The 23,613-nt window shown below is 64.1% G+C and carries 20 protein-coding genes; 10 read left to right on the top strand and 10 right to left on the bottom strand.

Translation table 11 applies throughout. The features are described from left to right. From choV to choX (ACYUME_RS24790), 3 genes are all read right to left on the bottom strand, one after another. Nucleotides 1-1,179, bottom strand: a complete 1,179-nt coding sequence (gene choV, locus ACYUME_RS24800) for a choline ABC transporter ATP-binding protein (protein ID WP_279886412.1) — start codon at nucleotides 1,177-1,179, stop codon at nucleotides 1-3. Then, nucleotides 1,176-2,024, bottom strand: coding sequence for a choline ABC transporter permease subunit (gene choW, locus ACYUME_RS24795; RefSeq protein WP_279886421.1), 849 nt, complete (start codon nucleotides 2,022-2,024; stop codon nucleotides 1,176-1,178). The genes choV and choW overlap by 4 nt, the downstream gene beginning before the upstream one ends. Before the next feature lie 79 nt (nucleotides 2,025-2,103). Then, on the bottom strand, nucleotides 2,104-3,051 hold the full coding sequence (choX, locus tag ACYUME_RS24790) for a choline ABC transporter substrate-binding protein (protein ID WP_460417374.1): 948 nt from the start codon (nucleotides 3,049-3,051) through the stop codon (nucleotides 2,104-2,106). A 444-nt stretch (nucleotides 3,052-3,495) separates the two neighbouring features. Between choX (ACYUME_RS24790) and ACYUME_RS24785 the strand changes: the two genes are divergently transcribed. Both ACYUME_RS24785 and gbdR read left to right on the top strand, forming a co-directional pair. Next, entirely contained in the window at nucleotides 3,496-4,872 is a 1,377-nt protein-coding gene (locus ACYUME_RS24785) for an L-serine ammonia-lyase (protein ID WP_460417372.1), read from the top strand. 389 nt (nucleotides 4,873-5,261) lie between these two features. After that, nucleotides 5,262-6,368, top strand: coding sequence for a choline metabolism transcriptional regulator GbdR (gene gbdR, locus ACYUME_RS24780; protein ID WP_279886406.1), 1,107 nt, complete (start codon nucleotides 5,262-5,264; stop codon nucleotides 6,366-6,368). 149 nt (nucleotides 6,369-6,517) lie between these two features. On the opposite strand, the gene ACYUME_RS24775 is transcribed toward gbdR, so the two are convergent. From ACYUME_RS24775 to choX (ACYUME_RS24755), 5 genes are all read right to left on the bottom strand, one after another. Continuing rightward, nucleotides 6,518-6,775 carry a hypothetical protein gene (locus ACYUME_RS24775; RefSeq protein ID WP_028688456.1) on the bottom strand — a complete coding sequence of 86 codons (258 nt, stop codon included), beginning with the start codon at nucleotides 6,773-6,775 and terminating at the stop codon, nucleotides 6,518-6,520. Nucleotides 6,776-7,061: 286 nt separating this feature from the next. Next, entirely contained in the window at nucleotides 7,062-7,535 is a 474-nt protein-coding gene (locus ACYUME_RS24770) for a thioesterase family protein (protein ID WP_279886404.1), read from the bottom strand. 10 nt (nucleotides 7,536-7,545) lie between these two features. After that, the gene (locus ACYUME_RS24765; protein WP_460417371.1) at nucleotides 7,546-8,511 is read right to left on the bottom strand and encodes an L-carnitine dehydrogenase; all 966 of its coding nucleotides are present in this window, start codon (nucleotides 8,509-8,511) and stop codon (nucleotides 7,546-7,548) included. A 149-nt stretch (nucleotides 8,512-8,660) separates the two neighbouring features. Further along, the gene (locus ACYUME_RS24760; protein WP_460417369.1) at nucleotides 8,661-9,545 is read right to left on the bottom strand and encodes a beta-keto acid cleavage family enzyme; all 885 of its coding nucleotides are present in this window, start codon (nucleotides 9,543-9,545) and stop codon (nucleotides 8,661-8,663) included. 197 nt (nucleotides 9,546-9,742) lie between these two features. After that, nucleotides 9,743-10,687 (bottom strand): choline ABC transporter substrate-binding protein, encoded by a 945-nt coding sequence (gene choX / locus ACYUME_RS24755; protein WP_460417367.1) that lies wholly within the window; start codon nucleotides 10,685-10,687, stop codon nucleotides 9,743-9,745. A 145-nt stretch (nucleotides 10,688-10,832) separates the two neighbouring features. Here choX (ACYUME_RS24755) and ACYUME_RS24750 point away from each other — a divergent pair, with 145 nt between their 5' ends. Further along, entirely contained in the window at nucleotides 10,833-11,798 is a 966-nt protein-coding gene (locus ACYUME_RS24750; protein ID WP_279886395.1) for a GlxA family transcriptional regulator, read from the top strand. A 79-nt stretch (nucleotides 11,799-11,877) separates the two neighbouring features. Further along, a complete protein-coding gene (locus ACYUME_RS24745; protein WP_460417365.1) occupies nucleotides 11,878-12,972 on the top strand; it encodes a metallophosphoesterase family protein in 1,095 nt (364 codons plus the stop codon). Between the two features lie 37 nt (nucleotides 12,973-13,009). Here the strand turns inward: ACYUME_RS24745 and ACYUME_RS24740 are convergent, their stop codons facing one another. Next, on the bottom strand, nucleotides 13,010-13,411 hold the full coding sequence (locus ACYUME_RS24740; protein ID WP_279886392.1) for a lysozyme inhibitor LprI family protein: 402 nt from the start codon (nucleotides 13,409-13,411) through the stop codon (nucleotides 13,010-13,012). Between the two features lie 275 nt (nucleotides 13,412-13,686). On the opposite strand from ACYUME_RS24740, the gene ACYUME_RS24735 reads away from it, so the two are divergent. The 6 genes from ACYUME_RS24735 to etfB all read left to right on the top strand — a co-directional run bounded on the left by ACYUME_RS24735 (nucleotide 13,687) and on the right by etfB (nucleotide 21,522). Next, entirely contained in the window at nucleotides 13,687-14,664 is a 978-nt protein-coding gene (locus tag ACYUME_RS24735) for a dipeptidase (protein WP_186712608.1), read from the top strand. A gap of 77 nt (nucleotides 14,665-14,741) precedes the next feature. Further along, nucleotides 14,742-15,272: a DUF5943 domain-containing protein gene (locus ACYUME_RS24730; RefSeq protein WP_054891724.1), complete on the top strand. Its 531-nt coding sequence runs from the start codon at nucleotides 14,742-14,744 to the stop codon at nucleotides 15,270-15,272. Between the two features lie 15 nt (nucleotides 15,273-15,287). Further along, nucleotides 15,288-17,348 carry a dimethylglycine demethylation protein DgcA gene (gene dgcA / locus ACYUME_RS24725; protein ID WP_460417362.1) on the top strand — a complete coding sequence of 687 codons (2,061 nt, stop codon included), beginning with the start codon at nucleotides 15,288-15,290 and terminating at the stop codon, nucleotides 17,346-17,348. A gap of 207 nt (nucleotides 17,349-17,555) precedes the next feature. Next, nucleotides 17,556-19,508 (top strand): dimethylglycine demethylation protein DgcB, encoded by a 1,953-nt coding sequence (gene dgcB / locus ACYUME_RS24720; RefSeq protein WP_460417360.1) that lies wholly within the window; start codon nucleotides 17,556-17,558, stop codon nucleotides 19,506-19,508. Further along, nucleotides 19,508-20,740, top strand: a complete 1,233-nt coding sequence (gene etfA, locus ACYUME_RS24715) for an electron transfer flavoprotein subunit alpha (RefSeq protein ID WP_460417359.1) — start codon at nucleotides 19,508-19,510, stop codon at nucleotides 20,738-20,740. Before dgcB ends, etfA begins: the two co-directional genes overlap by 1 nt. Before the next feature lie 11 nt (nucleotides 20,741-20,751). Continuing rightward, entirely contained in the window at nucleotides 20,752-21,522 is a 771-nt protein-coding gene (etfB, locus tag ACYUME_RS24710) for an electron transfer flavoprotein subunit beta (protein WP_460417357.1), read from the top strand. Between the two features lie 709 nt (nucleotides 21,523-22,231). On the opposite strand, the gene gbcA is transcribed toward etfB, so the two are convergent. After that, complete coding sequence (gbcA, locus tag ACYUME_RS24705) at nucleotides 22,232-23,524, bottom strand: glycine-betaine demethylase subunit GbcA (RefSeq protein ID WP_460417355.1); 1,293 nt, start codon at nucleotides 23,522-23,524, stop codon at nucleotides 22,232-22,234. Nucleotides 23,525-23,613 lie beyond the last annotated feature (89 nt).

Here is a 23,613-nt window from a genome sequence, read left to right as displayed (position 1 = left end):
TCACCCGTGGTTCTTGCCGAGCAGCGCATGGTAAAGCTCGGTATCCCCAAGAATCCCCACCACCTTGTCGTTATCCTGCAGCACCAGCTTGTTGCCGGTCTGGTAGCGAATCTGCAGCGCCTCACGCATGCCGATATCGGCGTGCACCACGGTCGGCCTGCGTTCCAGCAGCTCCACATCCTGCCCCGGTGCCCAGTTCTGCATGTCCAGCCCGTTCTGGCCCTGGCGTGCACGCTTGATCGAACCACCCTCGCCAAGGTCCAGCCACGAGTCGATCCCCGGATCCAGGCACACCGAGCCGTTGACCCGCTTGCACTGTTCCAGGCTGCGCATCAAGCTGCGGCCACACAGCACGTTGAGCGGGTTGGTATGGGCGACGAAGGTGCGCACATACTCGTCGGCCGGATTGAGCACGATGTCCTCGGGCTTGCTGTACTGGATGATCCGCCCGTCCTTCATGATCGCGATGCGGCTGCCCAGCTTCAGCGCTTCGTCCAGGTCGTGGCTGACGAACACGATGGTCTTGCTCAGCTTGCTCTGCAGGGCCAGCAGCTCATCCTGCAGGCCCTGGCGGATCAGCGGGTCGAGGGCCGAGAACGGCTCGTCCATCAGCAGGATGTCGGCGTCCATCGCCAGCGCCCGGGCCAGGCCCACGCGCTGCTGCATGCCGCCCGAGAGCTCGTCGGGCTTCTTGTTGCGCCACTGGGTCAGGCCCACCAGTTCGAGTTTTTCATCGACCAGCTTGCGCCGTTCCTTTTCCGGGCGCCCCTGCATCTCCAGGCCGAAGCTGATGTTCTCGCGCACCGTCAGCCAGGGCATCAGGGCGAACTTCTGGAACACCATGGCGATGCGCTTGGTGCGCATCATCTTCAGCTCCGCCGGGGTGCAGTGGGCGATATCGATATGCTTGCCTTCGTGCTCGACGAACAACTTGCCGCGGCTCACGGTGTTCAGGCCATTGATGCAGCGCAGCAGGCTCGACTTGCCCGAGCCGGACAGGCCCATCAGCACGCAGATCTCGCCCTTGTTGATATCCAGGTTGGCCTTCTCGACACCGACCACCAGGCCGGTCTGCTTGAGGATCTGCTCGCGGGTCTGGCCCTGGTCGAGCAAGGCCAGCGCCTCGCGCGGCTTGCTGGAGAAGATGACGTCGACGTCTTCGAAACGAATGATGCTCATGCCTCACCCCTTACCGGCAGTTCCGGTTGCTTGCAGATGCGGTCGAGCATGATCGCCAGCAGCACGATGGCCAGGCCCGCTTCGAAGCCCAGGGAAATATCGGCGGTGTTCAGTGCGTTGACCACCGGCTTGCCCAGGCCGTCGGCGCCCACCAGGGCGGCGATCACCACCATCGACAGTGACAGCATGATGCATTGCGTCACGCCGGCGGCGATGCTCGGCATGGCGTGGGGCAGTTCGATGCGGGTCAGCAGCTGGCGGCGCGAGCAGCCGAACGCCTTGCCGGCGTCCATCAGTTCCTGCGGCACGTCGCAGATGCCGAGATAAGTGAGGCGGATGGGCGCGGCGATGGCGAACACCACGGTGGAGATCAACCCCGGTACCACGCCCAGGCCGAACAGGGTCAGCGTGGGGATCAGATAGACGAAAGTAGGCACGGTCTGCATCAGGTCGAGCACCGGGCGCATGGCGGTGTAGAACATCGGCTTGTGCGCGGCGGCGATGCCCAGCGGCACGCCGATGACCACGCAGACCACCGTGGCGAAGGTGACCTGCGCCAGGGTTTCCATGGTTTCCTGCCAATAGCCCAGGTTGAGGATCAGCAGGAACGACAGGGCGACGAAGACAGTGAGGGCCCACTTGCGCTGGATCAGGTGGGCGAGGGCGGCGAACAGGGCGATGAGCACGAACGGGTTGAACCAGGTCAGGGCGCTGGTGACCCCATGGATCATGAATTCCAGGCCTGCGGCGATAGCGTCGAAATAGGCGGCGCCATTCTGGGTCAACCATTCGACGAATGAGGCGATGTACTGCCCCAGGGGTATTTTCTGATCGATAAGCATGATAGCGAGCTTCCACCTGCAAAGATTGAAATCAGTCCGGGGCGGCACGGTCCGCCCCGCGGTGTTGCCTGAGCGTCTTGCGTTATTGCGTCAGTTTGGCCTTGGCCGCCTCGAGGCTGGGCTTGCCGTCCACGGTGGTCACGCCGGCCAGCCAGGCATCCAGTTTGCCGGGGTTGTCCTTGAGCCACTTCTTGGCCGCGGCCTCGGGTTTCATCTTGTCGTCCAGGACATAGCCCATCATCGTGCTTTCGTCCTTGAGCTCGAACGACAGGTTCTTCAACAGCTGGCCAACGTTGGCGCATTCCTGGGCATAGCCCTTGCGGGTGTTGGTCAGCACGGTGGCCTTGCCATAGTCGGGGCCGAAGTAGGCGTCCCCGCCAGTCAGGTAGTGCATCTTGAAGCGGGTGTTCATCGGGTGCGGTTCCCAGCCGAGGAACACGATCGCGTCGTCGCGTTTCTGCGCCCGGTCGACCTGGGCGAGCATGCCGGCCTCGCTGGACTGCACGATCTGGAAACCGGCGTCCTTGAGGCCGAAGGCGTTGTCGTCGATCATCTTCTGGATGGTGCGGTTGCCGTCGTTGCCTGGCTCGATGCCGTAGATCTTGCCCTTGAGCTCCTGCTTGAACTTGGGAATGTCGGCGAAGTCCTTCAGGCCCTTGTCGTACAGGGCCTGGGGCACGGCCAGGGTGTACTTGGCGTTTTCCAGGTTGGCGCGCACGGTCTCGACGGTGCCAGCGTCGCGGTATTGCTTGATGTCGTTCTCCATGGTCGGCATCCAGTTGCCGAGAAACACGTCCAGGTCCTTGCCGGTGGCCAGCGACTTGTAGGTCACCGGTACCGAGATCATGGTGGTGTGGGTCTTGTAGCCCAGGGCTTCGAGCACGACGCTGGTGGTCGCGGTGGTGACCGTGATGTCGGTCCAGCCGACATCGGAGAAACGCACCGTCTGGCACTGCTCGGGTTCGGCGGCCTGGGCCAGCAGCGGAGCGGACAGCAACGCGACCAGCAACAGCGAGGGTGAACCTTTCATGGATGGACTCCTGTGATTTTATCTTCGGGTTCGCGTGGGTCGCCGGGCGTTCTCAGGGCTCCGGTCGACCAGGCCTGCAGAGGGCAGGATGCGAGGCCGTGCAATACGAGTCGCTTTCGATAATCCTCCAGCGTTCGGCAATCGCCTACTGGTGGCGTCGTATCCAGTACAGGAAGGGTCGTATCCAGTACGGGCGATGTCGCAACTGGGTTTTTCCACCCCCAAGCCTCGGTTTTTGCGTCGTCCGGGCGCTGGAAAGCGGCGCGCGCAGGGCCGGTACAGCGGCGGCGCTGCTGGACAAAAGTACGTCGGTTGCAGACGGCGAGGGGGTGGGCAAAAGCCCGATGATGCGAGCATTCCAAGGCGGCTCGAAGGTTCAGCCTAGCAGTTGCGCAAGGCGGCGTTCGACGCGGCGAGACAAGCCCATCAAGAGGTGATTCGACAATGGCCATCAGCGTGTTCGACCTGTTCAAGATCGGTGTCGGGCCCTCCAGTTCCCATACCGTCGGCCCCATGCGTGCCGGCGCGCTGTTCGTCCAGGGCCTGCGCGAGCGCGGCGAACTGGAGCGGGTGCGGCGCATCGTAGTACGCCTGTATGGCTCGCTGTCGGCCACCGGTGTCGGCCATGGCACCGACAACGCCACGATCATGGGCCTGATGGGCGAATGGCCCGACGCCATCGACCCGAACCAGATCACCCCGCGCATCGCCGACCTGCGCGAAACCAACGTGCTCAAGCTCGACGGTCGCTTGCCCATCGAATTCGTCTGGGCTCGCGACATGCTGCTGCTGGACGAGAACCTGCCCTATCACCCCAACGCCATGACCCTGATCGCCGAAGGCGAGGGTGGCGAGCTGCACCGCGATACCTACTATTCGGTGGGCGGCGGCTTCGTGGTCGATGCCGCCCAGGCCGCCAGTGGTGTGCTGGACGCCGACCAGACCGTGCTGCCCTATGACTTCAACAGCGCCGCCGAACTGTTGCAGTTGTGCAAGCAAAACGACCTGAGCGTGTCGCAATTGATGCTGGCCAACGAGAAAGTCTGGCGCGATGAAGAAGAGATCCGCGCCGGCCTGCTCAAGCTCTGGCAGGCGATGCAGGAGTGCGTGAACAACGGCCTCAAGCATGAGGGCACCTTGCCCGGCGGGCTCAACGTGCGCCGTCGCGCCGCCCGCCTGCACCGCAGCCTGCAGGAACTGGGCAAGCCCAACGTGATCGGCTCGACCATGAGCGCCATGGAGTGGGTGAACCTCTATGCCCTGGCGGTCAACGAAGAGAACGCCGCCGGTGGGCGCATGGTCACCGCGCCCACCAACGGCGCGGCGGGGATCATTCCGGCGGTGCTGCACTACTACATGCGTTTCTCCGATGTGGTGGATGAATCCAACGTGGTGGACTTCTTCCTCGGCGCGGCGGCGGTGGGCATCCTGTGCAAGAAGAACGCGTCCATCTCCGGCGCCGAGGTCGGTTGCCAGGGCGAGGTCGGTTCGGCCTGCGCCATGGCCGCCGCAGGGCTGGCCGAAGTGCTCGGCGCCACGCCGGCGCAGTTGGAGAACGCCGCCGAGATCGCCCTGGAGCACAACCTCGGGCTGACCTGCGACCCGGTCGGCGGCCTGGTCCAGGTGCCGTGCATCGAGCGCAACGCCATCGCCGCGGTGAAGGCCATCAATGCCGTGCAGATGGCTCTGCGGGGCGACGGCGAGCACTTCATTTCCCTCGACCAGGTGATCCGCACCATGCGTGACACCGGGGCCGACATGCACGACAAGTACAAGGAAACCTCGCGCGGCGGCCTGGCGGTCAGCGTCATCGAGTGCTGATGCGCCGTTCTGGCCCGCGCCTGACCGATGCGCCACATTCTGGCGCACCGGTTGTCATCTACCGACCGTCGCCTGTCGTTACCAGCAGGGTCGTTGTCGGTGACACTCAAGTCTGTCGCATCTGGGCAACCTTCCCACAAGTGCTACCGAATTGCTCAGCGGTGACGCGCAGGGGCGCTGGCGCGCCTGTTTGCGTTTGACCTCACGCTCATTGCCCGGACCGCTGGAAGGCGCATGCCGACGTCGTTTTTGGGTTTTATTGGATGAGCGTTCAATTTCAGGCATGCCATTTGCGTTGAGATTGGCAAAGCCCCTGCATACGAAACGGGGCCATTACAACAACAGTGCTCGCCTGAGGCACACCCTGCATTGTGTGAGGAGAAATCGCGATGACGTCGTACACCTCCGGGAACCCAACCCAGAACCGCACAGCACCCCAGTCCATCGGCTTTCTCCTGCTGGACAACTTCACCCTCATTTCCCTGGCGTCGGCGGTCGAGCCGCTGCGCATGGCCAACCAGCTGTCCGGCCGCGAGCTGTATCGCTGGCACACGCTGACGGTCGATGGCGGCCAGGTCTGGGCCAGCGACGGCCTGCAGATCACCCCCGATGCGGCGATGCACAACGCCCCGCCCATCGACACCGTGATCGTCTGCGGCGGCGTCGGCATCCAGCGTACCGTTACCCGCGAGCATGTCACCTGGCTGCAGGCCCAGGCCCGCCAGTCGCGCCGCCTTGGCGCGGTATGCACCGGCAGCTGGGCGCTGGCCTGCGCCGGCTTGCTCGACGGTTTCGATTGCAGCGTGCACTGGGAATGCCTGGCGGCGATGCAGGAAGCCTACCCACGGGTGAACATGAGCACCCGGCTGTTCACCCTCGACCGCAACCGTTTCACCAGCTCCGGCGGTACCGCGCCGCTGGACATGATGCTGCACCTGATCAGCCGCGATCATGGCCGCGAGCTGTCGGCGGCGATCTCCGAGATGTTCGTCTACGAGCGCATTCGCAACGAGCAGGACCACCAGCGCGTGCCGCTCAAGCACATGCTCGGCACCAACCAGCCGAAGCTGCAGGAAATCGTCGCGCTGATGGAGGCCAACCTCGAAGAGCCGATCGACCTGGACGAGCTGGCGGTCTACGTGTCGGTGTCGCGGCGCCAGCTCGAGCGCCTGTTCCAGAAGTACCTGCACTGCTCGCCGTCGCGCTACTACCTCAAGCTGCGCCTGATCCGTGCCCGGCAGCTGCTCAAGCAGACACCGATGTCGATCATCGAGGTGGCGTCGGTGTGCGGGTTCGTCTCCACGCCGCACTTCTCCAAGTGCTACCGCGAATACTTCGGCATTCCGCCGCGTGACGAGCGCGTGGGCTCGAACACCACCCAGCAGGTGGCGATGATGCCGATCCCGCAGGCCATGGCCCTGTCACCGCACAGCGGGCCACTGGCGGCGCTGAGCCAGGCGCGCAACGAGTCGACGTTTGCCAGTGTGCGCCTGTAGCTGAAAACTGGCCCTTGTAGGAGCGGCCTTGCGTCGCGAAAGGGCTGCAAAGCAGCCCCAGCAATCTAGGCATCAACGCTAAGATCCTGGGACTGCTGCGCAGCCCTTTCGCGACGCAAGGCCGCTCCTACACCGGGCCAGTCAATGCTTCAGGCGCGTTTGTTGAACTGCGCCAAGGCCGGCAGCAACTGCTTGTCGATGGCCTGGCGCACGGCCGGGAGGATGGTCGCGCTGCCGGTGTACATCTGCTCGACCATGCCCTTCAGGGCCCGCGCATTGGGCTCGGTCAGTCCGCGTATCACCACCTCGCACGCCTGCTCGGCGCTGGCGCCGGCCGGAATGTCGAAACCCCGCGAGCGCAGCTGGCCCAGCAGGTCGTCCTGGTCGATCAAGTCCGCATGCATCATGACTAATGTCCTTCGCCGCTGTTGTTTGCCATCGATTCTGTGTCCGGCGCGCCAGGGCGGCAAGGGCGGATTGTCGCGATGGCCGCTTTGGCTAAGAACAGGTCGTTTACGGCTAAATCGAGCGTACTGGAAGGTCGCACACTTAAGTCATTCACGGCACCGAGGGTTTGGTCACCCTCACGTCATGCACAGTGGATGTTGCTCGCTCTTGGCCCCGGATGCTCACGGCTTTCCGGGGTTGTTTTTTTTTGAGCGGTGGGGCTGCGCAACAGCCCCCCAGGATCTGTCAGCCAACAGGTAACCCCAGCACACGCCCGACAAACTGTGGAGCCTGCAGATCACGCTGCTCATCCATCAGGCCCTGCAGCAGCGCAACACTGTGCTCGCCAAACGGCGCCGACTTCGGCCCCGCCAGGTCCACATGCAGCAGCATCTGCTCACTGGCCGCCAACGCCTCGTCAAACCCCTCCCGGTGCAGGCTGTGGTACAGGTGCAGGCGCTTGCCGTCGAAGCCGATGATCTGCGTCTGTACCCACACCTCGGTATCGAGTTTCACCTCGTGCAGGTAGTTGATGTGCGCCTCCAAGGTGAACAGCGAGTGCCCGCTCTGGCCTCGTGCGTCGGCATCCAGACCGATGCGCTCCATCAGCGCATCGGTGGCGTAGCTGAAGATCAGCAAGTAATAGGCATCGCGCAGGTGGCCGTTGTAGTCGACCCATTCCGGCAACACCCGGGTACGGTAGGTGATCAGGGCGGGCATCGTTTTCTCCTCAATCGCCAAAAGCCATGCCGTGCTGGGCTTTGCTGGATTTCACCGCTTCCAGCACTGCCAGCAAGGTGTCGTCACGATAACGCTCCAGCGCGGCGATGCTGCGTTCGCCCAGCTGCACCGAGGTACCTTCCACCACATCGTCTATCAGCTTTTCGGTCAGCTCCGGCGCCGGCAGGTAGGTCCAGGGCAGCTTCAGCGCCGGGCCGAACTGGGCCATGAAGTGGCGCATGCCAGCGTCGCCACCGGCCAGTGTATAGGTGAGGAAGGTGCCCATGAACGACCAGCGCAGACCGGCGCCGAAGCGAATCGCGTCGTCGATCTCGCCGGTGCTGGCGACGCCGTCATTGACCAGGTGCAGAGCTTCGCGCCAGAGCGCTTCGAGCAGGCGGTCGGCGATGAAGCCGGGGACTTCCTTGCGCACGTGCAGTGGGCGCATGCCTAGCGCGGTGTAGATGCTTTTCGCTGCCTCGATGGCCTCGGGGCTGGTGTTTCGGCCGCCGACGATCTCCACCAGCGGCAGCAGGTATACCGGGTTGAACGGGTGGCCGACCACGCAGCGCTCGGGGTGAGTCGCCGACTCGTAGAACTCGCTGGGCAGCAGGCCCGAGGTGCTGGAGCCGATGATCGCATTCGGCTTCGCGGCGGCGCTGATCCTGGCATGCAGGTCGAGCTTCAGGTCCAGGCGCTCGGGGGCGCTTTCCTGGATGAAGTCGGCGTCGCGCACGCATTCTTCGATGGTGGCCACGAATCTCAGGCGGTCCTGGGCGGCACCAGGGGCCAGGCCCTGCTTTTCCAGGGCCGGCCAGGCGTTGGCGATGCGCTTGCGCAGCGCAACCTCGGCACCCGGCGCCGGGTCCCAGGCCACCACGTCCAGGCCATGGGCCAGGGCGCGGGCGACCCAGCCACTACCGATGACGCCACTACCCAGGGCGGCGAAGGTCTTGATGTCGGTGATGAACGGCATATCGAGCTCCTACTGGTAAATTTCATGACGTGGTGACGCACCCTGTGGGAGCGGGTTCACCCGCGAACACCGGCATAGCCGGTGCCATCCACAGCGTCGTCCGATTCGCGGGTAAACCCGCTCCCACAGCAAAGGTGTGCAAGCGTGTTTCAGCGGCGCTTGAGGTTCATCTTTTCCCGGCCCTCGGCCGGGGTGAGCACGCGGGCGCCCATGCGGGTGATGATCTCGGCCGCCCGCTCGACCAGCTGGCCGTTGCTGGCCAGCACGCCGCGGTCCAGGTACAGGTTGTCTTCCAGCCCGACCCGCACGTTGCCGCCGAGCAGCACCGCCTGGGCGGCCATCGGCATCTGCATGCGGCCGATGCCGAAACCGGCCCAGGTGACATTGGCCGGCAGGTTGTCGACCATGGCCTTCATGGTGGTGGTGTCGGCCGGCGCGCCCCAGGGAATGCCCAGGCACAGCTGGAACAGCGGGTCGTCCAGCAGGCCTTCCTTGATCATCTGCTTGGCGAACCACAGGTGGCCGGTATCGAAGATCTCCAGCTCGGCCTTCACCCCCAGCTCGGTGATGCGCTTGGCGCCTGCGCGCAGCTGGGCCGGGGTGGAGACGTAGATGGCGTTGCCGTCGCCGAAGTTGAGGGTGCCGCAGTCGAGGGTGCAGATCTCCGGCAGCAGCGCCTCGACGTGGGCCAGGCGCTCCAGCGGGCCGATCAGGTCGGTGCCCGGGCCGAATTCCATGGGTGATTCGCCCGGGCCGATCTCCAGGTCGCCGCCCATGCCGGCGGTGAGGTTGACGATGATGTCCACGTCGGCCTCGCGGATGCGCTCCATGACTTCACGGTACAGCGCCACGTCGCGGCTGAAACGGCCGGTTTGCGGGTCGCGGACATGGCAGTGGACCACGGTGGCGCCGGCTTTGGCGGCTTCGACGGCAGATTCGGCGATCTGTTGCGGGGTCACCGGGACCAGGTGGCTCTTGGCGACCGTGTCGCCGGCGCCGGTGAGGGCGCAGGTGATGATGACGTCGTGGTTCATGGTGGATTCCTTTTTGTGACTATGGGCCGGATCTCTGTAGGAGCGGCCTTGTGTCGCGATAGGGCCGCAAAGCGGCCCCATCAACATATGCCTGATGCATGAATCCTGGGGGCGCTTCGCACCCCTTTCGCGACACAAGGCCGCTCCTACACCGACCGGGTTGACCTGTCGGTGCGCGAGTAGGCGATGAGGGTCTGTCAGTTGGCGGTGAGCTTGAGGTTGTCCGCGGCCGGCTTGCCGTCGAAGGTGGTCACCCCCTCGAGCCAGCGGGCCTTGTCCTCGGGGTGGTCCTTGAGCCACTGCCGCGCCGATTCCAGCGCGTCCTTGTGGTCGAGCAGCGGCTGCATCATCCGGCTCTCGTCCTCGGCGCTGAAGCTGAGGTTGGCCAGCAGACGATGGGCGTTGGGGCAGCGTTCGGCATAGTCCGGCGCGGTCACCGTCCACACCGTGGCGCGGCCCTCGTCGGGGCCGAGGGCGCCCTGGCTGTCGCCCAGATAAACCATGTCGATGTTCACGTTCATCGGGTGCGGCGCCCAGCCGAAGAACACCACCGCCTCCTTGCGCCGCACCGCGCGGTCGACCGCGGCGAGCATGCCGGCCTCGCTGGACTCCACCAGCTGGAACTTGCCAAGGTCGAACTGGTTCTTGGTGATCATCGCCTTGATCTGGGTGTTGGCACCCGAGCCCGGCTCGATGCCGTAGATCTTGCCGCCGAGCTCCTTCTGGAACTTGTGGATGTCGGCGAACGTCTTCAGGCCCTTGTCGGCCAGGTACGTCGGTACCGCCAGGGTGGCGCGGGCATCCTCCAGGCTGGGCTTGTCGAGCACCTTCACCTGGTTGGCCTGGACGAACGGAGTGATGGTCTGGGTCATGATCGGGTTCCAGTACCCCAGGAACATGTCCAGGCGCTTGTCGCGAATGCCGGCGAAGATGATCTGCTGCGAGGCGCTGGTCTGCTTGGTCCGGTAACCGAGGCCGTCGAGCAGCACCTGGGCCATGGCGCTGGTGGCGATGACATCGGTCCAGTTGACCACGCCCAGGCGCACATCCTTGCAGACGGCGGGTTCGGCGGCGAACAACGGAGTGGCGAGGGTGGTGCTGAGTGCGAGGGACAACAGGCTGCGGCGGATAAAGCGTTGCATGGTGGCTCTCCATCGGCAGTGCATATTGTTATGGGTCCGGCCTCTGCGGGCCGTGTGGACAAGCTACGCTGCCAGCGGGGTGGAAAATCGCACCCTGGCGACCAACAATTGCACGGAGGCGACCACCTTCACCGTGGAGCATGCGATGCCGCAAACCATCCTCTTCCTGTTGTTGCCGGGGTTCTCGGCCATGGGCTTCATCAGTGCCATCGAGCCGCTGCGGGTGGCCAACCGCTTCCGCGGCCCGCTCTACCGCTGGCGCGTGCTGAGCCTGGACGGTGGCGCGGTGCAGGCCAGCAATGGCATGTCGGTGAATGCCGACGGTGCGCTGGGACAGGCCGAGGAAGGACACCTGCTGCTGGTGGTCGCCGGTTTCGATCCGCTGCTCTGCTATGGCCCGGCGTTGCAACAGGCGCTACGCCGCCTCGACCATGAAGGCGTGATGCTGGGCGGCATCGACACGGGCGCCATGGTGCTGGCCGAGGCGGGCCTGCTCGATGGCCATCGGGCCACCCTGCACTGGGAAGCGCTGGATGCGTTCAAGGAGCGCTACCCACGCTTGCAGGCGATCCAGGAGCTGTTCGAGATCGACCGCCGGCGCATCACCTGCGCCGGCGGCACCGCGTCCATCGACCTGATGCTCGACCTGATCGCCCAGGCCCATGGCAGCGAGCTGGCGGTGCAGGTGTCCGAGCAGTTCGTGCTCGGGCGCATCCGCCCGCGCCAGGACCACCAGCGCATGCAGATAGCCACCCGCTACGGGCTGCGCAACAAGAAGCTGGTAAAGGTGATCGGCGAGATGGAGCGCAATACCGAGCTGCCGCTCAATACCCAGGTGCTGGCCGAGGCGGTGCAGGTCACCCGACGGCAACTTGAGCGGTTGTTTCGCCTGCACCTGGACGACACGCCCAGCGGCTTCTACCTGCGCCTGCGCCTGGACAAGGCCCGCCAGCTGCTGCGCCAGACCGACATGAGCGTGCTGGAAGTCGGGGTTGCCTGCGGGTTCGAGTCGGCGTCGTATTTCACTCGGTGCTATCGGGCACGGTTTGCCTGCTGCCCCCGCGAGGACCGCCAGACGCCCGCGCGCCTGGCGCTAGGTGTGTCGCCGTAGCGGGAGCTTTTTCCCGATGCTTGTCGGACGAAGGGTTCTATAGCGTGAGCAATCCACTGACCCAGCAAGGATTGCCATTATGTTTCCTACCCACCAGACCACCCGATTCGCCGGCCTCGCACTGGCTCTGGGGGTTGTCCTGGCTTCTGCCCCCTGGCGCGTCGACGCGGCCGTGGCGGGCTGTGAAAGCACGACCACTGACCGCTTCCAGGACTACTACCAGCCCGGCTGGAATGAGCTGGTCGACTATCCCGACGGCCGACAGAAAATGATCATCGCCTCCGATCCCCAGGCGTTCCGCTACATGCGTCAGCGCATGAACGAGTACGAGGAGGATATCGACTCGGCTGGCTGGTACCGGACCGCGCCTGTCTACAAGGCGATCGCCCGCGAGCGCGACGAGCCCTACCATGTGCCGGTGGTGATCAACGGCGATATCACCGAGTTCGGCCATGGTAACGAGCGAGCGGCGATGCAGAGCATGCTGCGCAAGATGGCCGGCGGTGTGGGAGGGCCGTTGATGCTGCCCGGACTGGGCAACCACGACTACCAGAACAATGTCGACGACTGCGCCAACAATGGCTGCGCCCGGGATGCCGTGTGCGACCACATTGCCTGGGTCCAGGATATCGAGCCGGTGAATGCCTTCGACTACAGCTTCGAGAATGACACCCACCAAGGTTCGCTTTCCTACTCTGTGACGGTCGGGCGTGTGCGCATCATCCAGCTGAATCACGAACCCACCTACCAACGCCAGTGGAGCACGGGCGGCGGGTTCACGCTGAGGCCCAAGCGTTACTTCTCGATTACCCACTCCGTCGACTGGCTGCAAGGGCAGCTGGAGGAAGCTGTGCGTAACGAGGAGGTGGTCATCGTCAACATGCACGCCAGTGAGGACTGGAGCGACGAATGGATGCGCTATCAAGAGTTTCCGGCATTGCTGGAGGCGTATGGCGTGCTGGCGGTGTTCTCTGGGCACACCCATTGGAACGTCGGGAGGTATCACTACGGTTTCGCCAGCGTGCCCAACTTCAAGAGCGGTGCGCTGAATGCCGGTACCTACCTGCGGCTGACCTTCGACTGGCCGGCGCAGCAGCTGGTGGTGCAAGAGGTCAGCATGGACGGCTACTTCGACCAGGCCCATGTGCTCGAGCTGCATCCGGCACGCAGGTGACCGAGCCTGCGCGCAAAGGCGCCGGCTCGGTTGGCGGTCACTGCTGACCGATCGACTGCAGGTACTCCGAGCGCTCGTCGCTGCGTTGCGCGACGCAGGTGTTCCAGGCCGCCTCGAACGCCTTGCTGCCCGGCTTCTCGGCCCAGGTCTCGACCTTGCAGTCGGCATCGCGCAGCTGCGTCCACAGCTTCTCGGCGGCCTCCATCTTGCCGCTAAGCGCCGTGGCCTTGTCGCTTTCGTCGGCATACTGGTCGCGGATGCGCTGGATCAGGTCGTCATAGGCCGCCTTCAGCTCGCGCTCGGCGGTCTGCTTGTTGTAGGCGGCGCAGGCATAGCCTTGCTGGTCGTTTTCGACGTTGTCGCAGGGCGTGCTTTCTTCCTCGGCGGCGTGGGCGCCGCAAGCGACGGCCAGCAGGGCCAGCCATGCCATTGATTTCATCCGTTTTCTCCTGAACAGGCTGACGAATCGCTGGATTCTCGCTCAGCGCAGGTTCGGGCGATAGCTCCCTGACGAAAAGTTCATCAAAGGCCCTTGTCGAGACTCGCTCTCATTGCCGAGGGCCGTGCCAGAGCGTGCCCTGTCGGCCGTTGACGCTTTCGGCAAACCCCCTGTCGTTTTTGCATCGGGGCGCCGCGGGCGGCAGGCATATGCTGGCCCCAAAGCGCCGGCACAAGGTTTGGCGCATGCAGACTTCAATAAAAGGGGACAGCCTGATGAGCCCAGCCGAACTTCACGCCGACAGCATCGTCATCGACGGCCTGATCATTGCCAAATGGAACCGCGAGCTGTTCGAGGACATGCGCAAGGGCGGGCTGACCGCGGCCAACTGCACGGTCTCGGTGTGGGAGGGCTTCAAGGCCACCGTCGACAACATCGCCGCCAGCCAGAAGCTGATCCGCGAGAACAGCGACCTGGTGATGCCGGTGCGCACCACCGCCGATATCCGCAAGGCCAAGGAACTGGGCAAGACCGGCATCCTCTTCGGCTTCCAGAACGCTCATGCGTTCGAGGACCAGATCGCCTACGTCGACGTATTCAAGCAGCTCGGCGTGGGCATCGTGCAGATGTGCTACAACACCCAGAACCTGGTGGGCACCGGTTGCTACGAGCGTGACGGCGGCCTGTCGGGCTTCGGTCGCGAGATCGTCGCCGAGATGAACCGCGTCGGCATCATGTGCGACCTGTCCCACGTCGGCTCCAAGACCTCCGAAGAGGTCATCCTCGAGTCGAAGAAGCCGGTCTGCTACTCCCACTGCCTGCCCTCGGGCCTTAAAGAACACCCGCGCAACAAGTCCGACGCAGAGCTGAAGTTCATCGCCGACCATGGCGGCTTCGTCGGCGTGACCATGTTCGCGCCGTTCCTGGCCAAGGGCATCGACTCGACCATCGACGACTACGCCGAGGCCATCGAGTACACCATGAACATCGTTGGCGAAGACGCCATCGGTATCGGTACCGACTTCACCCAGGGCCACGGCCAGGACTTCTTCGAGTACCTGACCCACGACAAGGGCTACGCCCGCCGTCTGACCAACTTCGGCAAGATCATAAACCCGCTGGGAATTCGCACTGTCGGCGAATTCCCCAACCTCACCGAGACCCTGCTCAAGCGCGGCCATTCCGAGCGCGTGGTCCGCAAGATCATGGGCGAAAACTGGGTCAACGTCTTGAAAGACGTCTGGGGCGAGTAAGCCGCTCTCCAAGCCTGAAAGCCCCTGCCAGCAACGCCGGGGCATCCAAACAAAAAATTTTATGGAGTTTAGTTTCCATGGCCAAGATCGCCCCGCAATTGCCAATCGAAGTCGACAGCGAGACCGGTGTCTGGACCAGCGACGCCCTGCCGATGCTCTACGTGCCACGGCATTTCTTCGTCAACAACCACATCGGCATCGAGGAAGTGCTGGGTGCCGACGCCTACGCCGAGATCCTCTACAAGGCTGGCTACAAGTCCGCCTGGCACTGGTGCGAGAAGGAGGCCGAATGCCATGGCCTGGAAGGCGTGGCGGTGTTCGAGCACTACATGAAGCGCCTGTCCCAGCGCGGCTGGGGCCTGTTCGAGATCCAGGACATCGACCTCGATAAAGGCACCTGCAGCGTCAAGCTCAAGCACTCGGCATTCGTGTACGTGTATGGCAAGTGCGGCCGCAAGGTCGACTACATGTTCACCGGCTGGTTCGCCGGGGCCATGGACCAGATTCTCGCTGCCCGCGGCAGCTCGATCCGCACCGTGGCCGAACAGGTCTACGGCGGGTCGGAAGAAGGCCACGAAGATGGCCTGTTCGTTACAAAGCCGTTGTAAGCCGGAGATAGCGTCATGGCCTTCGAAGCAATGTTCCAGCCGATTCAGATCGGCAAGCTGACCATCCGCAACCGCGTGCTCAGCACCGCGCACGCCGAGGTCTACGCCACCGACGGCGGCATGACCACCGACCGCTATGTGAAGTACTACGAAGAGAAGGCCAAGGGCGGCATCGGCCTGGCCATCTGCGGCGGCTCGTCGGTGGTGGCCATCGACAGCCCACAGGAGTGGTGGTCGTCGGTCAACCTGTCCACCGACCGCATCATCCCGCACTTCCAGAACCTCGCCGACGCCATGCACAAGCATGGCGCCAAGATCATGATCCAGATTACCCACATGGGCCGTCGCTCGCGCTGGGACGGCTTCAACTGGCCGACCCTGATGTCGCCGTCGGGCATTCGCGAACCGGTGCACCGCGCCACCTGCAAGACCATCGAGGTGGAGGAGATCTGGCGGGTGATCGGCAACTACGCCCAGGCCGCGCGCCGGGCCAAGGAAGGTGGCCTGGACGGCGTCGAGCTGTCGGCCGTGCACCAGCACATGATCGACCAGTTCTGGAGCCCGCGGGTCAACAAGCGCACCGACGAATGGGGCGGTACCTTCGAAGGCCGCATGAAGTTCGGCCTGGAGGTGCTCAAGGCCGTGCGCAAGGAGGTCGGCGACGACTTCTGCGTGGGCATGCGTATCTGCGGTGACGAGTTCCACCCCGATGGCCTGAGCCACGAGGACATGAAGCAGATCGCCGCCTACTACGACGCCACCGGCATGCTCGATTTCATCGGCGTGGTCGGCTCGGGCTGCGACACCCACAACACCCTGGCCAACGTCATCCCCAACATGAGCTACCCGCCGGAGCCATTCCTGCACCTGGCGGCCGGCATCAAGGAAGTGGTCAAGGTCCCGGTGCTGCACGCGCAGAACATCAAGGACCCGAACCAGGCCACACGGATTCTGGAAGGCGGCTACGTCGACATGGTCGGCATGACCCGCGCGCACATCGCCGACCCGCACCTGATCGCCAAGATCAAGATGGGCCAGGTCGACCAGATCAAGCAGTGCGTCGGTGCCAACTACTGCATCGACCGCCAGTACCAGGGCCTGGATGTACTGTGCATCCAGAACGCCGCCACCTCCCGTGAATACATGGGCGTGCCGCACATCATCGAGAAATCCACCGGGCCGAAGCGCAAGGTGGTGGTGGTCGGTGCCGGCCCTGCCGGCATGGAGGCGGCCCGTGTCGCCGCCGAACGCGGCCACGACGTCACCGTGTTCGAGAAGAAGGACCAGATCGGCGGGCAGATCACCATCGCCGCCAAGGCGCCGCAGCGTGACCAGATCGCCGGCATCACCCGCTGGTACCAGCTGGAGTTCGCCCGCCTGAAGGTCGACCTGCGCCTGGGCACCGCCGCCGACGTGGACACCATCCAGGACCTGCGGCCGGACATCATCGTGCTGGCGGTGGGCGGTCATCCGTTCGTCGAGCAGAACGAGCACTGGGGCGCCGCCGAAGGGCTGGTGGTCAGCAGCTGGGACGTGCTCGACGGCAAGGTCGCGCCGGGCAAGAACGCGCTGGTGTACGACACCATCTGTGAATTCACCGGCATGTCCACGGCGGATTTCCTGGCCGACAAGGGCAGCCAGGTGGAAATCGTCACCGATGACATCAAGCCGGGCGTGGCCATGGGCGGCACCACTTTCCCGACCTACTACCGCAGCCTGTACCCCAAGGAAGTGATCATGACCGGCGACATGATGCTGGAGAAGGTCTACCGCGAGGGCGACAAGCTGGTGGCGGTGCTCGAGAACGAGTACACCGGGGCCAAGGAGGAGCGGGTGGTCGACCAGGTGGTGATCGAGAACGGCGTGCGTCCGGATGAGCAGCTGTACTACGCGCTCAAGGACGGTTCGCGCAACAAGGGCCAGATCGATGTGGAGGCGTTGTTCGCCATCAAGCCACAGCCGATCCTCGGCCAGCCGGGCGAGGGCTACCTGCTGTACCGCATCGGCGACTGCGTGGCCCAGCGCAACGTGCATGCGGCGATCTACGACGCCTTGCGGTTGTGCAAGGATTTCTGATCGCACCGCCTCTCTAGAGGCGGGATTGGCCCCCTGTAGGAGCGGCCTTGCGTCGCGAAAGGGTCGCGAAGCGACCCCGGGATCTGTGCATCACCGCTGAGCCCCTGGGGCTGCTACGCAACCCTTTCGCGACACGAGGCCGCTCCTACAGGGGTCGATGCCGCCCTTGAGAGCGGCGCAGGATTCTAGCTGTTGTGGGAGCCTCCCATGTTGAACACCCTTCTACCCATCCTGCTGTTCACCGCCCTCGGCCTGGCGGTGCTCGGCGCCCTGCGCCGGGTGCGCATGTGGCGGCGTGGGCGACCGAGCCCGGTGAACCTGCTCGGCGGCCTGCTGGCCATGCCACGGCGCTACCTGGTGGACCTGCACCATGTGGTCGAGCGCGACAAGTACATGTCCAGGACCCACGTCGCCACCGCAGGCGGCTTCGTGTTGTCGGCCGTGCTGGCGATCCTGGTGCATGGCTTCGGCCTGCACAGCAAGATTCTTGGCTATGCCTTGCTGGTGGCCACGGTGATCATGTTCACCGGCGCGATCTTTGTCTTCAAACGCCGACTGAACCCGCCCGCGCGCCTGTCCAAGGGGCCGTGGATGCGCCTGCCCAAGAGTCTGTTGATGTTCGCGGCAAGCTTCTTCATCGCCACCTTGCCAGTCGCTGGCATCCTGCCGGAGGGCACGGGTGGCTGGGTGCTGGTGGCTTTGCTGGGCGTCGGTGTGCTGTGGGGCGTGTCCGAGCTGTTCTTCGGCATGACCTGGGGCGGCCCGATGAAGCATGCCTTCGCCGGCGCCCTGCACCTGGCCTGGCACCGCCGCGCCGAGCGCTTCGGCGGCGGCCGCTCCACCGGTCTCAAGCCGCTGGACCTGGAAGACCCCAATGCACCGCTGGGCGTGGCAAAGCCGGTCGACTTCACCTGGAACCAGCTGCTCGGCTTCGATGCCTGCGTGCAGTGCGGCAAGTGCGAGGCGATGTGCCCGGCGTTCGCCGCCGGCCAGCCGCTGAACCCGAAAAAACTCATCCAGGACATGGTCATCGGCCTGGCGGGCGGCACCGATGCGCAGTTCGCTGGCAGTCCATACCCAGGCAAGCCGCTCGGTGAGCATGGCGGCCATCCGCACCAGCCGATCGTCAATGGTCTGGTCGACGCCGAAACCCTGTGGTCGTGTACCACCTGCCGTGCCTGCGTCGAAGAGTGCCCGATGATGATCGAGCACGTTGATGCCATCGTCGACATGCGCCGCCACCTCACCCTCGAAAAGGGCGCCACCCCGAACAAGGGCGCCGAGGTGCTGGACAACCTGATCGCCACCGACAACCCCGGTGGCTTCAACCCCGGTGGGCGGATGAACTGGGCGGCGGACCTCAACCTCGACCTGCTGTCCGAGGTGAAGCGTACCGAAGTGCTGTTCTGGGTTGGCGACGGCGCTTTCGACATGCGCAACCAGCGCACCCTGCGCGCCTTCGTCAAAGTGCTGAAGGCCTCGGGCGTGGATTTTGCCGTGCTCGGCCTGGAAGAGCGCGACAGTGGCGACGTGGCCCGGCGCCTGGGCGACGAGGCGACCTTCCAGCAACTGGCCAAGCGCAATATCCAGACCCTGGCCAAGTACCAGTTCCAGCGCATCGTCACCTGCGATCCGCACAGCTTCCATGTGCTGAAGAACGAATACGGCGCCCTCGGCGGCGATTACCAGGTGCAGCACCACAGCACCTACATCGCCGAACTGATCGCGGCGAACAAGCTCAACCTCGGCCAGCACAAGGGCGGCAGCGTCACCTACCACGACCCGTGCTACCTGGGCCGCTACAACGGCGAGTACGAAGCCCCGCGCGAAGTGCTCAAGGCCCTGGGCATCGAGGTGCGCGAAATGCAACGTTCAGGCTTCCGTTCCCGCTGCTGCGGCGGCGGCGGCGGCGCGCCGATCACCGACATCCCTGGCAAGCAGCGGATTCCCGACATGCGCATGGACGATATCCGCGAGACCGAGGCCGAGCTGGTGGCCGTGGGTTGTCCACAATGTACGGCGATGCTCGAAGGCGTGGTCGAGCCGCGCCCGCAGATCAAGGACCTGGCCGAGCTGGTCGCCGATGTGCTGATCGAAGAGGCAACTCCTGCGAGCCCAAAGTCGCAAGCGAGCAAACGTGAACCTGCGGAGGTGCATTGATGAGCGACATCATCCGCCGCGACCCACGCGCTGAGTGGATCGCCCGTAACCGCCTGCACCCGTTGCATGCGGCGATGCAGACGCAACAGACGAGCTGGATGGGGCCCAATGGGCTGATCCGCAAGAACCCGCATGCGATCGCTGCTGGTTTCATCGGCCCCACCGGCCTCAAGCGCATCGACCGCAGCGGCGCCCAGCAGGGCACCGCCGTGGGCGGACGGCGCTCGACGACCGCCGAGGTGCAACTGCCGCTGCATCAAGTAGCGGAGCCGGCGTTCTACATCGCGGTCGTGCCGGACATGGTCGGTGGTCGCCTCGGCAGCCACGACCGCGACTTGCTGGGACTGGCCCATGGCCTGGCCGGCAGCGACGGCGCGGTGCTGGCCATCGTTTTTGGCGAGCACAAGGAAAATAACTTTTCCACAGCCGGCGTCGATCGGCTGCTGGTCATCGAGGGCGAGGCCTTCGAAGGTTATGCACCGGAGCAACTGGTGCAAGGTCTACGGGCTGTGGATAACCAGTTCGCGCCGCGGCACTGGTTGCTGCCCGACAGTCGCAGCGGTGGCGGCGAGTTGGGCCGGCGCTTCGCCGCGGCCCTGGGCGAGCGCCCGGCGACGCGGGTGTGGCAGGTCAAGGATGGCCAGTGCATCGGTCGTGCTGGCGCCGGTCAGCAGGATATCCAGCGCTCGCTGCCACGGTTGATCCTGGCCGCCGCCGAGTGCGCCGAACCCGTCAGCGAGACCCGCCACGAAGCCTTGCCGGTGGAGTTGTCCACAGGCGTTGCCCGTAGCCTGTCGCGGATCGAGGATCTTGGTTCGGTGGCCGTCGATCCAGCCGCCATCGCCATGGCCGAAGCCGAGTTCATCGTTTCCGGTGGCAACGGTGTCAAGGATTGGGACCTGTATCACAGGGCCACCGCAGCCCTGGGCGCCACCGAGGGCGCGTCGCGGGTGGCGGTGGACGACGGCTTCATGCCGCGCAACCGCCAGGTCGGTGCCACTGGCACCTGGGTCACCGCGCGGGTCTACGTGGCTGTGGGTATCTCCGGCGCCATCCAGCACCTGCAGGGCATCGGCGCCTGCGACAAGGTGGTGGCGATCAACATGGACCCGGGTTGCGACATGATCAAACGGGCCGACCTGTCGGTGATTGGCGACAGTTCGGCGATTCTCCAGGCATTGATCGACGCTGTGGATAACTACCGCAGCGGTGGCCAGCGCGACGCGGCATAGGGGCAGCGAGCATGAGTACGAAAGTCATCAGCCTGGTCTCGATCGGCGCCCACCCCAGCTCCGGCCGCGCCCGTCGAGCCGAGCAGGATGCGCGGGCCGTCGAGTTGGGTTTGCAGCTGGCTGGGGATAACTTGCAGGTGGTGCATGCTGGCGATCCTCGTGAAGAGGCGCTACGTGCCTACCTGGGCATGGGGCTGGATCACCTGGATGTGCTGGAACAGCCCGCTGGCGCCGATGTGCTGGGCGTGCTTGGCGACTATCTACGCGACGCGGGTGCCCAGCTGGTACTGACCGGCAGCCAGGCCGAAACCGGCGAGGGCTCGGGCATGTTGCCGTTCCTGCTGGCCGAGAAGCTGGGCTGGCCGCTGGTGGTCGGGCTGGCTGAAGTGGAGTCCATCGATAACGGCACCGCCCAGGTGCTACAGGCATTGCCCCGTGGCCAGCGCCGCCGCCTGAAGGTGCGCCTGCCGCTGTTGGCGACTGTGGATAACGCCGCACCCAAGCCTCGGCAGAGCGCGTTCGGCCCGGCGCGCCGAGGCGTGCTGGCGGCGCGCCATGTAGAGGTGGTGGCAGATCCGCTGCTGGCCGAAGATGCCCTGCAACCTGCCCGCCCACGGCCCAAGCGGCTCAAGGTGATCAAGGCCAAGAGCGGCGCCGACCGCATGAAGGCCGCCACGGCCAAGGCCAGCGGCGGTGGCGGCAAGGTGCTCAAGGATATTTCCCCGCAGGAAGGCGCCGAAGCCATTCTCAAGTTGCTGGTGGAGGAGGGCGTGCTGCGCTGAGGCATTGTACCCAGAATCTGTTGGGGCTTCTGTGGATAAAGTGTTTGTGCAATGCTGCAGGCCTTTATCCATAATGCCTGCATAAGATTGATCGATTTTTGTACAAGAGAAGCCACGGTCTGCCCGTGGCTTTTTCATTTGGGTGTGCGGGTGGATCTTCGACATTACCCACAATTGCTGTTGGCCGGTCTGTGGATAATATGTTCGGCCTCTGCTGCAGGGCCCGATTTAATTGGCCTTAAGGCGCTAGCTCAAAAAATGATCAAATGACTTCGATATCGCCTGCATACTCGTGTTTTCAAGGTGTTGTGGGGTTATCCACAGTGATTTTTCAAGCACGCACTGGCTTGCCCACAAAGTCTGTTGGCGAAGGTGTGGACAAGGTGTTCGGATAACGCTGGAGCCAGCGGATTCATTGAGTTACGTAGATTTGATCAGAAATTGATCAGGGGCGAGCAGCGCGTTTGCATGATGAGTTTCCACAATTGCTGTTGGCCGAGTTGTGGATAAAATGTTCGTGCTTGTCTGCGTGCCTTTAAGGGTAGGGCCTGCGTTAGTTTGGTCGTTTTTTGAACAGTGCCGGAAGGCACTGCAGAGTGGATAGTTGCCTTGAGAGTGTCAGAAGGTGGGGATTCGAGTGCAGAGGGTGCTCGAATTGCGAAGGTGCCAGCAAGCTGGCACCTTCGCAGGGAGGTCCGTTTGCAGTGGGTTACTGCGCCTTGATTTCCTTGAGGTACGACGCAGGCTCGGCCCCCAGGTTGTTGAGCATGCGCTGGCTGTACCAATCGATGAAATTCACCACGCCGAACTCATAGGTCTTCGAGTATGGCCCTGGTTGGTACGCCGTCGAATTGATCCCCCGCTGGTTCTCCTCCGCCAACCGCCGGTCCTGGTCATTGGTGGCGTCCCACACCTTGCGCATGTCCTCGGGGTTGTAATCCACCCCTTCCACCGCATCCTTGTGCACCAGCCACTTGGTGGTGACCATGGTTTCCTGGGCGCTGATCGGCCATACGGTGAACACGATCATGTGATCGCCCATGCAGTGGTTCCACGAGTGCGGCAGGTGCAGGATGCGCATCGAGCCCAGGTCAGGGTTCTTGATACGGCCCATCAGCTTTTTGCATGCCACCTTGCCGTCCATGGTCATCGACACGGTGCCCTTGAGCAGCGGCATGCGCACGATGCGGTTACGCAGGCCATGGCTCTTGTGCAGGTACGGGATCTTCTCGGCTTCCCAGGCAGCAGCCGAGGCGGCGACGTGGTCCTTGAATTCCTGGCTGGCGCGGGGGTCTTCGGTGTCGTCCCATTCCAGCAGGGTCTTGAGCAACTCGGGGTGCGAACCGTTGCAGTGGTAGCACTCGCGGTTGTTCTCCAGCACCAGCTTCCAGTTGGCCTTTTCCATCAAGGTGGTCTGCACCGCCACCTTGGTGTTCTCCATGTCGTACGGTTCCATGTAGTGGTCGAGGGTCGCCAGGAATTCGTCGATGGCCGGCGGGTTCTGCGCCAGGCTGATGAAGATGTAGCCACCGGCGACCTTCACGTGCACAGGCTTCAGGCCGTACTGGTTCATGTCGAAGTCGGCGCCCATCTCGGTGCCGGCGAACAGCAGGCGGCCGTCGAGCTCGTAGGTCCACTGGTGGTATGGGCAGACCAGCTTGGCCACCTTGCCCTTTTCGCTGACGCACAGGCGCGAGCCACGATGGCGGCAGACGTTGTGGAAGGCATGCACCTTACCTTCCGCGCCACGCACCACGATGATCGGGTTCTTGCCGATCTGCAGGGTGAGGTAGTTGCCCTTGGCCGGGATCTCGCTGACCAGGCCGGCGATCAGCCATTCCTTGTGGAAGATCTCCTGCATGTCGATCTGGAACAGGCGTTCGTCGCTGTAGAACGGTTGCGGCAGCGAGAAGGTGCGCTCGCGGGTCTGCAGCATCTCGGCGGTGGCCTTGCGTGCAGGTTCCAGTGGATCGCCCAGGCTCAGGGTTGCGGTGACGTCCATCGTGTGGTTCCTCGGGGCCGCGTGCGGCCGGCAAAAGGTGGCTAATCGTTGTTTTTGTGCCGCAAGGCTGCTGGTGGTCAAACAGCGTG

Source organism: Pseudomonas sp. microsymbiont 2 (assembly GCF_054788395.1).
This window is presented reverse-complemented; position numbering and strand designations above follow the sequence as displayed.